The organism is Clostridium sp., assembly GCF_036660475.1.
In the GTDB taxonomy this organism is placed as follows: domain Bacteria; phylum Bacillota; class Clostridia; order Clostridiales; family Clostridiaceae; genus Clostridium_J.
In genome coordinates this window covers 37184-53332 of the sequence record NZ_JAVXAO010000013.1, presented here as the reverse complement: position 1 = coordinate 53332, position 16149 = coordinate 37184, and the positions used below count along the sequence as shown (strand labels likewise).

Genomic DNA, 16149 nt, shown 5'->3' with positions numbered 1-16149 from the left:
AATAATAAATCAAATATTCCAACATACTGACTTATTTATTTTTAAAAGATTGCTAAATAATACAGTTTTATTTTAAGCTTCTATCACATTTTACAAATCATAATATAATTCAAATTCGATTGGGCAAGGTACATTTCTTATCCTTGCTATATCTCCACGTTTAACATTTATCCAGTTATTTATAAAATGATTATCAAATACTCCATTTGATAGTAAGAATTCATGATCCTTTTCTAATTCTTTCAATGCTTCATCTAGAGATGTTGGAAGAGCTCCTATTTTATTTTTTTCTTCCTCTGGCAAATCAAACACATTTATATCAAATGGACCAAAACCTTCTGTTGTAGGATTAATTTTATTTTTAATACCGTCAATTCCAGCCATTAAAATAGCTGAATATGCAACGTATGGGTTACAGGTAGCATCTGATGGTCTAAACTCAAATCTTCGTACTTCGGGGTCCTTTACATAGCCTGGAATTCTAATAACTGAACTTCTATTACCTGTTGCAAAGCAGATTGATACTGGTGCTTCAAATCCAGGAATAAGTCTCTTATAAGAATTCGTTGATGGGTTTGTAAATGCAAGAAGTGCTTTTGAATGTTTTAATACTCCTCCGATAAAATATAATGCCTCATCACTTAACTTTGAGTAACCATCTGCATTATAAAATAAATTACGTCCATCTTTCTTAAGCAACATATGAATATGCATACCACTGCCAGCTTCATTATATAGTGGTTTAGGCATAAAGGTAGCTGTTTTACCATCTGCCACAGCTTCATTTTTTATAACATATTTGGCCATCATGGTTCCATCTGCCATATGAAGCATATTATCTAGTTCTACTTCAATTTCTAGCTGTCCTGCAGATCCAACTTCATGATGATGATACTTAACTTTAATTCCCATTTCTTCAAGCTTCAAAATCATTCTATTTCTCAAATCATTATCTGTATCATTAGGCAACCCTGCATGATAACCATGTTGAAATGGTACTTTATATCCATTGTCTTCTTTGTTATTACTACTCCAATAAGCCTGATTAGAGTTAATAGTAACCTCTTGATGCTTATTGCTTATTTCATATCCCATATTATCAAATATATAAAACTCAAACTCTGGTGCGATAACAAACTCGTCGGCTATATTAGTTGCTTTAAGATATTCATTTGCTTTTTCAGCAATATAACGTGGATCTCCAGAAAATCTTTCTTCAACGTTTCCAACGGTATATATGTTTCCAATCATACTTAAGGTATTCTCTTTACAATAAGAATCTATGAATGCAGTTGTATAATCTGGTATAAAACACATGTCTGAATTTTCTATAGATGAATACCCATAGCTTGACCCATCAAACCCGATACCATCTGTAAATAATCTTTCATTTACTCTCACGCTTGGAATTGATAGGTGATTCCATTTACCTTCAAGGGTTATAACCTTAAAGTCGATAATCCTAATGTTCTTTTCTTCAATATACCTTGTAAGCTCTTCATAACTTTTAAACATAATTTTCCTCCTTATGTATTGTTATTGTTTTACACTCGTTATTTAAAGTATATCACTGCTGCTATCCTTGTCAATTCATTACAATAAAGTAATTTTATAAATAAAATGGGCGTGTATATTTTACCTTAACAGAATATTTATTTCATTCAAATAAACACCTCAGATGTCAAGTGATTACAAGGTGCAAATACTAACCCATAAATAATAATAAAAGAAATGCCTACAAGTTTATAAGAAACTTGTAGGTATTTCTTTTTAAATAAGACTAATAATAAACTTATAAATTGTTTTATTGAAAAGAGTATTAAAGCCTACTACAAAAGAGAAATTTTGTGATAGTCAAACATTGTTTACTCAATTCATATACAGGGGTGCATTTATTAAATGTTAACCAGCTGTATAAATATTGAGAAAAATTTTCACGATATGGGATGTTTTTTTAGAGTAAGCCTAGGATCAAAAACTAGAACAAAACTAGAACAAATAATGAAAGAAGAAGGAGTATAATTTATGGATTTACATTATACACAAGGGAAACCTATTTTTACGAGAATCAATAAAGTACCTAAACAATATCCATATCTAACAGAAGATATAGAGACAGAAGTTGTAGTAATTGGTGGGGGTGTAACAGGTGCTATTGTGAGTTACTATATGAATCAAGCAGGGATTGACTGTACACTTTTAGAAAAAGCCCGTATAGCCCATGGAAGTACTAGTATTAATACTTCTTTGCTACAGTATGAGTTGGATAGTAATGCAAGAGAATTAGAACAATATACACCATTAGAAAAAGTTATACGTTCTTATGAATTAGGACTTAAAGCTTTAAAAGAGATAGATAATTTCATTCAAACTTATGGGAATACTTGTGAATATATCAAAAGGGACACATTACTTTATACAAATAAAAAAATAGAGATAGCAGAAATGGAAGAGGAATATAATGTAAGAAAGAATGCAGGATTACAAGTGGATTTTATTTGTGATGAAAATAATCCTTTTAGCTTTGAGCTAAAAGGAGGAGTATATTCACATGAAGGAGGGGCTCAACTAGATCCCTATAAGTATACGCACCATTTATTAGAAGTTAGTTGTAACAATGGTTTGAAGATTTATGAAAATACAGAAGTAATTAAGATTAACTACTTAGCTGATGGGGTAGAATTAGAAACCATGTATAATCATAAAGTGAAGGCTAAAAAGGTTGTTATAGCAACAGGATATGATACTGATAGATTTTGTTGTAGAAACTTTGGTACTAAGACGGTAACCTATAATATAGCGACAAAGCCAGTAAGTACCATACAAGGGTGGATGAATAAAGTGCTTATTCGTGATAACAATGATCCTTATCACTATTATCGAACAACAAAAGACAATAGAATCTTAGCAGGTGGGGAAGATACTCCTTTTAATCCAGGAATATTTAATGAACAGGCAGCAAATGAAAGATATGATAGATTAGAACAGAAAATAAAGGAAATGTTCCCCAATATATTAGATGTTGAAAAAGATTATGCTTATTGCGGAGCTTTTGCCTCCACTCAGGATAACTTAGGTTTTATAGGGCCTGATTTAAAACATAAACATTTATGGTATTGCTTAGGATATGGAGCTAATGGAATTTTATTTGCTATATTGGGTGGGATGATGCTCTCTAAACTATATATGGGGGAAAAGGATGATGATTTAGAGTTATTTAGAATAGATAGATTTGATGGAATCTAGCCAGAAAAAATATTGGGAAGTATATATTTGAAGAATGACCTTAAAGATCTAGTAAATTACCAAGGATAAGTCTTATGTAGAGCATAAGGCTTTTTTTCTCATGCAGATATATCCTCCATCAAATTGAATTAAATAAAGAAAAGATGAAAGAATTATCATTGTACAATGGTATTAAAGATTTACTTATAATAAGTTAATGAGGTATAATTAGAGTTATGTTGTGAATGATAGGTGGTAAAATACCAAAAATACAACATATTTTATGATATAAGCTATTATAAAGCAAAAGAATAATTGAAAAGAAATACTAATAAGATTTGATTTAAATCTTAAGAAGATAATTTGAGGAGGATACTTTATGAAAATTTCCAAGCAAGATGCATTGATGTGGTTTGAATTTTTTGCTATGTTGCCAGAGGAAGAGGATGTTATGATAAAACAACAAGAGATCATATACTCTACTTTTGCACAAATTGAGGCAGCCATCAATGATAGAAATGATACGTTAATGTCAGAAATAAAGGATTTGAAAACTTTAGGAAATAGAACTTATTATGTGGGGAAAGATAACAAATTCCCAATGGGGTGTCGTTCATGTCTTATGGGTACAGGACTAAGCGCTATTAGAAAAACTAATAAATGTAACATAGAGTGTAAGTTCTGTTATAACTATGGAGAATTAGATGATCAGCCTCCTATAGGTGAAGGTATGTGGGAAATTGGAGGCACAAAGTTCTATGAGAAGGATATAGATTTACTTCTTTCTATCCATAATAAACCTACAGGTGTATGCTATGTTTATTTAGAGCCATTTATGGAAATTGAAAAATACTATTCAGTTATAAAGAAATTTAGTGCTGCTGGGGTTCATCAGCATTTATATACAAATGGTATGTTAGCAACAGAAGAGACTTTGAAAGCATTAGGGGAAGCAGGTCTTGATGAGATACGTTTCAACATGGGTGCAACTAATTGTTCGAATAAGGTTATTGAAAATATGGCAATAGCGAAAAAATATATTAAAAAAGTAGGTATTGAAACTCCTATGACTCCTGAGTTTTTCGAAGGATTTTTAAAGAAAAAGCAAGTAATGTTAGATACAAAACTAGATTTTATAAATTGTGCAGAATTACATTTAAATGAGAATAACATAGACAACTATAACGAGGAAAATATGTATATTTCTAGACATGGATATATTTCGCCAATTTGGAGTAGAGAATTAACACTGAAATTCATGAAGATAGCTGATGAAGAAAACTGGGATTTAGCAGTTCATGATTGCTCAAATAGTACGAAATTTGCTAGAAATTTAAATTTGAGTAGTAAAGAAGGTAAATGGTTCGGAGCTAGTAATTATGCTTGTGAATTTACAAGAACACCATACGAAGCATTTTTACCGATACTACGTGATGATAATTTCAAGTTCTTAAGTGAAGAAGAATTACCTTATGGATATAAGCCAGGAGAGTTGATTTTTTAGAGTGTCTTGTAAATTATAATGTGGTTAAGATTAGAATAAGAGAAAAGGCTACTGACTATGAATCAGGGGCCTTTTCTTGTTATTACTTATTATCAAAGCGATTTGATGCAGGGATATATTGAATGTTTTAAATGAAGTCTTTTTTTATTATATTCTAGCGTAAAGAATATATATAACTTCTTTATATTGTAACTTTTACAACATATTTGTTGAATATATATCTAAATAGATATATAATAATATAAAAGTTAAAATTAAGGGGATAATTATGATTAAATGGGATAATAGCTTGAATATAGGAATATCGGAAATAGATGAACATCATAAGCATTTATTCAAAATTTGCAGGGAGTTAGAACTTTTTCTCGACAAACCAAATGAAGTGTATAAGGTTGATGAAGCAATAGACCTTATCTGTAAGTTGCGTGAATACACTACATTTCATTTTTATACGGAAGAAAAAATCATGGAAAATATTGGGTTCGACAATTTGAATAGTCATAAAATTGAGCATGAAAAATTAAAAAGTGAAATATTAAAATTGGATATAAATAATATCTGTATTGAAAATTATAATGATATGCATTTTCTTAAAAACATATTGTATGATTGGATTTTTAATCATATAACCAATGAGGATAAAAAAATTTTTGAATACATTAATAAATATAAGCGGGTAAATTAATTCAATTTATTTACCCGCTTATTTTATTGGGGTTATTAGAGAGAATGATGGGACAGAACATGTGGGTGTTGCAATAGCAATAGTGAAATATAAGTTTAATAAAAAGACTAGGGAAGCCTAGTCTTTTTCATTTTTAAAAAAGTAAGGGACTCTAGAAAAAGTGTAGTAATTTAATGTAGAAATGTGTAAGAAGAAAGGAAAAAAAGAAGGGTATTTAGATATATATGTATAATTAGTAGACGAAAGGTAAAAAAGTCCAAAAAGAGTATCATTTTTAATAGTCTATTTCAGAATTTGTCGCTGGCAAGGATGCCTAGCAACTACGATTTACTGAAACTATTACCAATAGAGGCTAATATAGTTACATTAGCTTTTATTATATATTATATTTGTTTAACTTATATACGGAGGAAATAATATGAATTTAAAGGAACAACTATATGTATGTACTTTGGCAGAGCAAGGGAACATGTCAAAGGCAGCAAAGAAATTATTTATTTCTCAGCCAGCATTAAGTCTATATATAAATAATTTAGAAAAGATTATAGGAACTAAATTATTTATAAGAAAGGATAATTTTTATACATTAACCTACGTGGGAGAAAAATATGTTGCAAAGGCTAGAGAAATACTTTTCTTAGAACGTGAATTTAATGCTGAATTACACAATTTCTTTAATGGTAGCTCAGGAAGATTAAGAATAGGGGTACAATTGAGGAGATCACCATACATAGTAGCTGAAATTGCAAGTTATTTTAGGGACGAGTATCCAAAAATAGAATTGGTGTTTACAGAATCTAATACAAATGTATTAGAGGCTATGGTTGCAAATTATGAATTGGATATAATCATTTATAGTTGCATGAAAAGAAGAAAAGATTTAAATTATGTGCATATATTTAATGATAATTTATTTTTAGCTGTTAATTCACATAGTGGACTAAGGAGAAAGGCTAAATGGGGAGAAAATGGGAATTTTCAATATATTGATTTTAAAGAGTTGCAGGACGAAACGTTTATTTTGCCTCAAAAAGGACAAAGTCTAAGAGATGCTAGTGATATTATTTTTGAAAAAGGTGGAATAATACCTAAAAAAATTATAGAAATTAGAAATATTGAAACTATAATGAATCTGGTTTCAGCAAATTTTGGTGTAGGATTCAATAGAGTAAGTTATATAAACTATATGTCTCATATAAAGAATATTGAATATTATAATGTAATACAGGATGATATAGCTTCAGAGTTAGTCATCGCATATCCAAATATTTCAATGGAAATCAATAATCTTGATAAAATCATTAATTCAATAAAGGACATATTCAGTGGCAATATATAAGTTTATCTTATAATAAATATAAAATTTAAAACCTTTACACATAAATGTAAAATGATTACAATGGCATTAAACTGTACGGCCGTATAAGTTATTTCGATAAATTTGTAAAGGAGTTTTTCAACATGAGTGAAATGGTTGATAAAGTAAAGAAAAAAAAGTTTAAAATGCCACATTCCCTAGTAATTATTGCGATTATTGTATTTGTAGCGGCAATTTTAACATGGATAGTTCCAGCGGGTGAATATGCTAAAATAGTAAATTCAGCTGGAAAAAAAGTTATTGATGCTGAATCATTTAAATATATAGCAAATACCCCGGTGAATATTTTCGAAATTGGAAATTATGCAATAAATGGTTATATTGAGACAGCAAGTCTTATATTTGTAATTTTGTTTTCTGGAGCTGCTTTTAACGTAATAGTAGCCAGCGGAGCATTGCAGTCTCTTATAGCTATGGTTTCAAAAAAGCTATCTTCTAAAGAAACAATATTTATTCCAATTGTTACTTTAATATTTGCTTTGATTTGTACAACTCAAGGAGTTAATACCTTTATAGGATTTGCACCAGTCATGGTAATGTTTGCGAGGGTTTTAGGATTTGATTCTATAGTTGGTGCGGGAATTATACTTTTAGGTGGTGCAGTAGGATTTTCAACAGGGACATTAAATGTAAACACCACTATAGTTGCTCAAAATATAGCAGGGTTACCACCTTATTCAGGAATAGGATACAGAGCTTTCTGTTTTGTTGTATTCTATATAGTAACTAATATTTATCTTATTAGATATGCAAAAAAAGTTAGGCTCAATCCAGAATCAAGTCATATGTATGATTTAGATTTAGCAAGTGAATCTGATAAGGGGAATGCAGGAGAGTTTGATAAGCCAATGGATATAAGAAAGTGGCTTGTAATATTTACACTATTTGCATTACTAGGTGTTATAGTATACGGTGGAATAAGGCTTGATTGGGATCTAGAAGAAACTGCTTCTATATTCATTTGGATGGGTATAATAGCAGGTGTATGTGCTGGATTTGGACCAAGTAAGATTGCTAAGTGTATGGTAGAGGGTGCCAAAAAAATGATAGGAGCCGCTCTGATTATAGGTCTTGCTCGTTCAGTTTCAGGAATACTAACTGCAGGAAATATAATGGATACATGCATTTATGGAATGGCTAAGGTATTAGGATTAATACCAGCTTATATACAGGGAGCAGCAATGTATATAGCTAATCTTATACTGAATTTATTTATAACATCAGGAAGTGGACTAGCCAATACTGTTATGCCTTTATTTGTACCTTTAGCTGACTTGGTTGGAGTTACAAGACAATCAGCAGTTTTAGCATTCAACTTTGGTGATGGTTTCGGGAACTATGTGTTACCTACATCTTCGGCGCTTATGGGTATACTTGGTGCAGCGAATATACCATATGATAGATGGATGAAATTTATGTGGAAACTATTCCTTATATGGGTAGTGGTTGGATGCGCTTTAATGGTAGTTGCACAAATGATAAATTATGGACCTATGTAAGGAGAGATAGAATTGAAAGAGATCTTATTTAAAAATCTAGATGATAGAAGTAGTAATTTAATAGCAATGGCTGATTATATTTTTGATAATCCAGAGCTTGCATTTAAGGAATACAAAGCTAGTAAATTGCTTACAGATTATTTAAAGGAACAAGGCTTTAATGTTGAATTAGGTTTAGGAAGCCTTGATACAGCATTTAAAGCAGTTTATGAAAATGGAATAGAAGGACCTAATATAGGACTCTTATGTGAATATGATGCATTACCAATGGGACATGGCTGCGGACATCATATGCAGGGACCTGCAATTATTGGGGCTGCATTGGCAATAAAAGAACAGTATAAAGACAAACCATATAAATTAACTGTTTATGGAACTCCAGCAGAAGAAGGTGGCGGCGGCAAAATAAAGATGATAAAAGATGGCTATCTTAAAGAGTTAGATGTTGCACTTATGATGCATGGAGGGCCAGCTACTCAAGTAGATGTTAAATCCTTAGCAGCTAGCAGCATCAAAGTAATTTATCATGGGAAGAGTGCTCATGCTGCTTTAAAGCCAGAGCAAGGAAGAAGTGCATTAGATGCATTGTTATTAACTTTCCAAGCAGTTGAATTTTTAAGGGAACACGTTTTAGAAGATACAAAAATGCATTATACAGTAGTTGATGCAGGGGGTCCTAATAATGTAGTACCTAAAATGGCTTCTGGTTCCTTCAGTCTGAGATCTTATAATTCCTCATATTTAAAGTCTGTAATAGCACGATTTGAAGATATTGTGAAGGGTGCTGCGCTAATGACAGGAACTACTTATGAGATTGTAAGAGAGAAAGATTTGGATAGTAAAGTGCCAGTATATTGCTTAAATGATGTAGTTATGAATAACGCAAAGATTGTAAATGCGCCTAATATTAAATCTGCTAGAGAAAAAACTGGATCTTCAGATTTTGGTAATGTAATGTATCTTATACCTGGATCATGTATAAGAATTTCTTTCGTAGATGAAAATGCTTCATCTCACTCACAAGAATTTTTAGATGACGGTAAAACAAAAAGAGGACATGAAGCAGTGATAAACGCAGCTAAAATATTAGCAGGAACTGCCGTTGACTTAATTGATAACCCTAGGATACTTCTTGAAGTAAAGCAAGAATTTAAGGATACAAAGTCTAAAATGAGTTTAGCATAAATAGCATCATAAATAGCCTCAATTATTGATATGTGTTTAGAGATTCCCTCAGACTGTAGTTTGAGGGATTTTGATTTGTGGGAATTATTTTGTATATGTTAATAGTTTTCTATAGGTTATAATAAATCATAGATGTAGTTTGAAGTGTTTTCTCGTAATAAGGTACCCGTAGATAATATTTGGTATATTTACGAGAGTCTACATATATAAATAAAAAAATGAGAAGGGTTGGAATAAAGATGATAAGACCAGTTATGAAGAATATATTATTCTTAGGGCAGAAATCAGAAATAGCAACAAAGGATGATATAGAAGTTATAGATGATTTGATGGATACTTTAAAGGCAAATTTACAGCATTGCGTTGGAATGGCTGCCAATATGATAGGAGTTAAAAAACGTATAATAGTATTTAGTATGGGGGAACTTATAATTCCTATGGTAAATCCGGTTATACTAAAGAAGGAAAAAAGTTATGACACAGAAGAAAGTTGCTTATCTTTAACAGGTTTTAGAAAAACCATGAGATATGAAACAATAGAGGTGGAGTATCTTGATAGAAATTTCAAGAAGCAAAAACAGATTTTTACTGGATTTACTGCACAGATTATTCAGCATGAAGTTGATCATTGTGATGGCATAATAATTTAATGATAATAATAGATGTACCTATAGCTTGGTGTGTAGGTGCATTTTTTAGTTTAGATTTTTAAGAAAATCTATTTTTTACCCAAATATATTTTATTTTATGATGTAATCTGAATTTAATGTGGTTGGTTTAGTGTGATTAAGAATAGATAATTAAATTAATAAAATTATTATTACAATATTTGATGAGTATGGATTTTAATGCAAAATTAGTATATAATATTTAGTGTAACGAAATATATTTTTAAAATAGTTAAGGACGATAATATAAATATATTTTAAAAATGATTTTGTGCAACATATTATAATAAATTAATTATGTAGGTGGATGATATATGAAACAGATATTTAAGTATTTAAAACCCTATAAATGGGGAATGATTTTTGGTCTTTCTATAAAGTTTACAGGAACTATTGTGGAACTGGCACTTCCTTGGATTTTATCTCATATTATTGATGATGTTATTCCATTAAAAGAAGTTAACTTAATTATTGTGTGGGGAGGTATTATGTTTCTATGTGCTGTTGTTGCAGTTACTTTTAACATTATAGCTAATCAGATGGCAGCTAAGGTGGCTAGAGATACTACTGAAAGAGTAAGAAATGATTTGTTTTCTAAGATGATTAGTCTTTCGGACAGTCAAGTGGATAAATTTACTTTATCATCTCTTATTTCTAGAGCTACAAGTGATACCTATAATATTCATCAAATCATAGGTATGATGCAGAGGTTAGGAGTTAGAGCTCCAATTATACTTATTGGTGGAATTATAATAACTCTTACCTTAGACCCAGTGTTAACCCTTGTAATGATAGCTGTTATGCCTATTATATTCCTTGCTATTATGTATGTTTCAAAGGTTGGAGTGCCATTATATACAGAGGTTCAAAAAAGGACAGATGACTTTGTAAGGGTTCTTCGTGAAGATGTAACAGGGATTCGTATAATTAAGGCTTTATCAAAGGAAGATTACGAGAAAAGTAAGTTTGGTGAAAAAATTAAGGCTACTGTTGATGAGGAAAAGAAGGCTGGTATGGTAATGTCAGTTCTAAATCCTGTGATGAGTTTATGTCTTAATGTTGGAACAGTACTTGTTATTTTGGCTGGAGCCTACAGAGTAAATAGTGGGGCAATTAAGCCAGGAACAATAATTGCATTTTTAACTTATGTAACCCTTATTTTAAATGCACTTTTATTTATTTCAAGATTTTTTACCAACTATTCAAAGGCCAGTGCTTCAGCAAGACGTATTACAGAGGTGTTAAATGCACCACTGGAGCTATTAATTGAAGATAAGCCATTAGGGGACAAGGAGTATGCCATTGAATTTAAAGGAGTATCCTTCTCTTATAACAATAAAGAAGAGAATGTGTGTGATATTAATTTTGCAATTAAGAAAGGTGAAACCCTTGGAATTATTGGCTCTACAGGTGCAGGTAAATCGACTTTAATTAAGCTATTGATGAGATTTTATGACGTAGGTAGTGGAGCTATATATATTAACGGTGAAGATATTCGTTCTATTGATACTAAGATTTTAAGGGAAAAATTCGGGGTTGTATTCCAAAATGATTTTATTAGTACAGAAACAATTGCTGAGAATATTCGATTTGGAAGAGAGATAGATGAAGAGGGTATTAAAAATGCTGCAGGTTATGCCATGGCTACAGATTTTATAAATGGTAAGGGTGATGGTTTTGGAACAAAGGTAGCTGTTAGAGGAGCAGATTTAAGTGGCGGTCAGAAGCAGAGAATGTTAATTTCAAGGGCTCTTGCAGCACATCCGGAAATTTTAATTCTGGATGACTCATCAAGTGCTTTAGATTATAAGACAGATGCAGCACTAAGAAAAAATCTTAGAGATCACTTTAAGGGGACAACCACAATAATGATTGCTCAGAGAATTAGTTCCATCATGCAGGCAGACCATATTTGTGTTCTAGAAGATGGATGTATTGTTGGTTATGGGACCCATAATGAGCTTGTAGAAACCTGTGATATATATAATGAAATTAGTAAATCACAGATGGGGGAATAATTATGATGACTAAAGGTGAAGGAGGACAACAGGCCTCTACGAAAAAAAACAAGAAACATACATTAAAGAGAGTAATGTCCTATCTATTTGAATATAAAGCGTTAATGATTGTTGCAGTCCTACTATCTATAGGCTCGAATATGTTCGCCTTAGTTGGACCAATGATTTCAGGTTATGCAATAGATAATATAAGTTTGGGTAAGGGTGCAGTAGAGTTTTCCAAGGTATATTTTTATTGTGGACTTATGATTGCATTTTATGTTGCATCAGCAATCTTAGCCTACATTCTAGCTATAATTATGCTTGAAATAAGTAAACGAATATCATTTAGACTTAGAAAAGACTTATTTGACAGGCTATTATCTCTTCCAGTTGGATATTTTGATACCCATGCAACGGGAGATATTCTTAGTAAAATTTCCTATGATGTAGATACGCTAAATTCAACTTTAACATCGGATTTAGTTGCAATATGCTCCAGTGTAATTACAGTAGTAGTATCTTTTATATCAATGGTTATGATATCTAAAAGACTGGTATTAGTATTTGTAATAACAGTGCCTATTTCAATTGTAATGACAAAGAAAATAACCATGATTACTAGACCAATGTTCCGTGGACGTTCAAGAAAGCTAGGAGAACTAAATGGAATGGTGGAGGAGTTTGTATCAGGTCAAAAAACTATTAAGGCATATCACCAGGAGGGAAATACTAAGAAAAAGTTTGCTGTAAAGAATGAAGAGGCAGTAAATGCATACTATCGTTCTGATTATTATGGTTCCATGGTTGGACCATCAGTTAACTTTATGAACAATTTATCTTTAACCCTTATAAGTATGTTCGGAGCTCTTATGTATTTATTTGGGCAAATGACTTTAGGGAATATTTCATCCTTTGTACTATATTCAAGAAAGTTTTCAGGGCCAATCAACGAAGCGGCTAATATAGTGGGTGAATTTCAATCTTCACTAGCAGCAGCGGAAAGAATTTTCAACCTTATGGACGAATTTTCAGAAGAGGCAGATAAGGCAGATGCAAAGTTACTTGATAATGTAGAGGGAAATGTAAAAGTAGAGAATATTTCATTTGGGTACTCTAAGGATAAGTTAATTCTTAAAAATCTTACAATGGATGCACCAGAAGGAAGCATGGTAGCAATCGTAGGACCCACAGGTGCTGGTAAAACTACTTTAATTAATCTATTGATGCGTTTTTATGATGTAAGTGAAGGATGCGTTAAAGTTGATGGAAATGATGTTAAGAATGTAACTAGAGCAAGTCTTAGAAAAGCCTATGCAATGGTTCTTCAAGATACATGGCTTTTTGAAGGAAGTATCTTTGAAAATATATCATATGGAAATGAAAATGCAACAATGGAAGAGGTTATAGAGGCAGCAAAAGCTGCAAAAATCCACTCATATATCAAGAGACTTCCACAGGGGTATGATACTATTCTTACTGATGACGGAACTAATATTTCTAAAGGGCAGAAGCAGCTTCTAACAATAGCAAGAGCAATGCTTTTAGATGCAAAAATTCTGATTCTAGATGAGGCAACCTCAAACGTTGACACTAGAACAGAAATTCAAATTCAACAAGCCATGAGAAATCTCATGAAGGATAAAACCTGTTTCATCATAGCACATAGATTATCAACAATAAAAAGTGCTGATCACATCCTAGTAGTTAAGGATGGTAATATAGTTGAGCAAGGAAATCACAAGGACCTACTTGGACAAAAGGGATTCTATAATCAGATGTATTACTCACAGTTTGAATAAATAATTTATGTAGATATATTCTTAGAGAGTAGTAAAGATCATGTGATATTAAGCAATAGATAATAGTATTATAGGTCAAAAAAATAAAAAGTACCAAATAGAGTAGACAACTATAATTGCCTGCTTTACTGGGTACTTTTTATTTTATAACCTAATATGAATTTAATGCGGTTGGCGTATTCTGCTTAAGAATATGCCATTTAAAATAATTTAATTAGTGATTTTAAATCTTCCGATAAAACCTTGGCAAGCTCAAAATCATTATTTTTTAAAGCTAATTCTATTTTTGTTTCGACTAATTTTTTCTTTTGCTCAAGTTCTAAGTAGTCTTTATCAAAATGATTAGCATAAATCATCTTTCTAAATGTTCTCATACGCATTTTCCTAATGGTCTTATCTTCAATTATTAAAACATAATCCATACAATTTACTATAGAATAGAAATCATGAGAAATCATGAGGATAGCACCATTATAGTTTTCTATGGCTTTTTCAAGAGCTAATTGTGAATATGTATCTAAATGACTTGTTGGCTCATCAAGAAGCAACATATTTGCTTTAGTGGTAGAAACTTTAGCTAATTGAAGTATATTTTTTTCTCCACCAGATAAAGATGATATTTTTTGATTAAGGATTTCTTCATCAAAACCATACTTTGAAAGGTAAGATGTAATCTCATGAGAAGTTCTAAGTCCAGCATCGAAGAATTCTTGGAGTATTGTATTAGATTCATTTAGCATTTCGCCTTGAAGTTGAGATAAATAAGCCATTGTAATATCTTCATTTATTTCAATAGAATCATTAGTGTTCTTAAAGATATCTCTAAGCAAGGTGGTTTTTCCAGTACCATTTGAACCGATGATTGCCACTTTATCATTAGATTTAATCTCAAAGTTAACATTTTCAAGGAGAATATCATCAAAGGCAACATTGTAATCGGTGACTTTTAATGCAATGGTTTCTTCGATTTCATTATAGGTAACTAAATGGATATCAGGTTGCTTAATAGTTACAAAGGGTGCTTTAATTTTGCGTGCTTCCAATCGTTCTTGAATTTTAACTCTAGCCTTTAGTTTTTTACCTTTAGAAGCTTCATCATGATCTGTAGCCATAACTCTTAGTTTATTAACTAGAATTTGATTTCTCTCAATTTCTTCAGCATCAGCAGTAGCTAGCTCTTGTAACTCAATTTTGCTTTCAAGTAGTGAGAAGTTATAGTCAATATAGCTACCATCAAACTCTTGTAGCTCCATATTTTCAAGGTGAATAATTTTATTAAAACAATGATTAAGTAGATATCTATTATGTGTAATAACTAGTAATGTTCTATTGTGAGAATTAATTAGATTTTTAAGGGCATTAAGGTTTTCAAAATCTAAAAACACATCAGGTTCATCCATAATCAGTAAGTCTGGGTTACTAAGCATTTCCTTAATAACTTGGATAAGTTTAAATTCTCCACCACTAAGCTGAGATACCATTAGATCTTTATGCTTCATTAGGTTTGCTAAATTTAATTTCTTATTAACGATGCTTTCGAAGTCATTACCACCAAGTGAATCAAAAGCATCTAAGGTTTCTTGATACTTTTCTAGTAAGGAATCAATATCAGAGGACGTTTCCATTTCAGTACAAATTGCTGCTAATTCCTTTTGGAGTCTAATGCAATCTCCACCTATATATTCGAATACCGTAATTTCTTTTGTTTTATTTGCATCGGAGAACTGACTTACATACCCAGTTTTGCAACCAGGAGTTATCTCTAACTTTCCATCGAACATATATCTTTCTGGATCTAAAATTAAATCTATAAGTGTACTTTTTCCACTACCACTTATGCCTATAAAAGCACAGTGCTGACCATCTTCTAATGTAAATGAAATTTCATTATATAGGTCCTTTTGTGGGAATGAATAGGATAAGTTATCAACTTTTATCATATTATTACCTCGCTTTATTATTAAAAAAGAGCTTATATTTAAGCTCTTCGGTATATTATTTCCCCAATCCTAATCTATAATAGATTGTTATAGGGCAAAGATATTCTTTTGAATTTACTGTTAGCAGTATAACATTTTTTACGACTTCTTTCAATGATGATAATATAATTCATATATCAAAGATAATTGAGTAAGTTTCACAGATAAAGTAGCCATATAATTAAAGCAGATGAGTATTTTAGCGGGGCGTGTTATGGATATGTAAT

11 protein-coding genes are annotated in these 16149 nt (G+C 31.2%); 9 read left to right on the top strand and 2 right to left on the bottom strand.

Going from position 1 to position 16149, the window contains the following annotated elements; all coding sequences use genetic code 11:
• Window positions 1-90: 90 nt before the first annotated feature.
• The gene (glnA, locus tag RSA29_RS15695) at window positions 91-1515 is read right to left on the bottom strand and encodes a type I glutamate--ammonia ligase (protein WP_346944050.1); all 1425 of its coding nucleotides are present in this window, start codon (window positions 1513-1515) and stop codon (window positions 91-93) included.
• 510 nt (window positions 1516-2025) lie between these two features.
• Here glnA and RSA29_RS15690 point away from each other — a divergent pair.
• From RSA29_RS15690 to RSA29_RS15650, 9 genes are all read left to right on the top strand, one after another.
• A complete protein-coding gene (locus RSA29_RS15690; RefSeq protein WP_346944052.1) occupies window positions 2026-3246 on the top strand; it encodes an FAD-dependent oxidoreductase in 1221 nt (406 codons plus the stop codon).
• A gap of 358 nt (window positions 3247-3604) precedes the next feature.
• Window positions 3605-4729 (top strand): radical SAM protein, encoded by a 1125-nt coding sequence (locus RSA29_RS15685; protein WP_346944600.1) that lies wholly within the window; start codon window positions 3605-3607, stop codon window positions 4727-4729.
• A 268-nt stretch (window positions 4730-4997) separates the two neighbouring features.
• The gene (locus RSA29_RS15680) at window positions 4998-5414 is read left to right on the top strand and encodes a bacteriohemerythrin (protein WP_346944093.1); all 417 of its coding nucleotides are present in this window, start codon (window positions 4998-5000) and stop codon (window positions 5412-5414) included.
• A 418-nt stretch (window positions 5415-5832) separates the two neighbouring features.
• Complete coding sequence (locus tag RSA29_RS15675; protein ID WP_346944094.1) at window positions 5833-6753, top strand: LysR family transcriptional regulator; 921 nt, start codon at window positions 5833-5835, stop codon at window positions 6751-6753.
• A gap of 122 nt (window positions 6754-6875) precedes the next feature.
• The gene (locus tag RSA29_RS15670; protein WP_346944095.1) at window positions 6876-8291 is read left to right on the top strand and encodes a YfcC family protein; all 1416 of its coding nucleotides are present in this window, start codon (window positions 6876-6878) and stop codon (window positions 8289-8291) included.
• Between the two features lie 12 nt (window positions 8292-8303).
• Complete coding sequence (locus RSA29_RS15665; protein ID WP_346944096.1) at window positions 8304-9476, top strand: M20 family metallopeptidase; 1173 nt, start codon at window positions 8304-8306, stop codon at window positions 9474-9476.
• Window positions 9477-9715: 239 nt separating this feature from the next.
• Window positions 9716-10126, top strand: coding sequence for a peptide deformylase (locus RSA29_RS15660; RefSeq protein WP_346944097.1), 411 nt, complete (start codon window positions 9716-9718; stop codon window positions 10124-10126).
• Window positions 10127-10458: 332 nt separating this feature from the next.
• The gene (locus RSA29_RS15655) at window positions 10459-12162 is read left to right on the top strand and encodes an ABC transporter ATP-binding protein (RefSeq protein WP_346944098.1); all 1704 of its coding nucleotides are present in this window, start codon (window positions 10459-10461) and stop codon (window positions 12160-12162) included.
• 2 nt (window positions 12163-12164) lie between these two features.
• On the top strand, window positions 12165-13943 hold the full coding sequence (locus tag RSA29_RS15650) for an ABC transporter ATP-binding protein (protein ID WP_346944099.1): 1779 nt from the start codon (window positions 12165-12167) through the stop codon (window positions 13941-13943).
• A gap of 200 nt (window positions 13944-14143) precedes the next feature.
• On the opposite strand, the gene RSA29_RS15645 is transcribed toward RSA29_RS15650, so the two are convergent.
• A complete protein-coding gene (locus RSA29_RS15645; RefSeq protein WP_346944100.1) occupies window positions 14144-15883 on the bottom strand; it encodes an ATP-binding cassette domain-containing protein in 1740 nt (579 codons plus the stop codon).
• Between the last annotated feature and the right edge of the window lie 266 nt (window positions 15884-16149).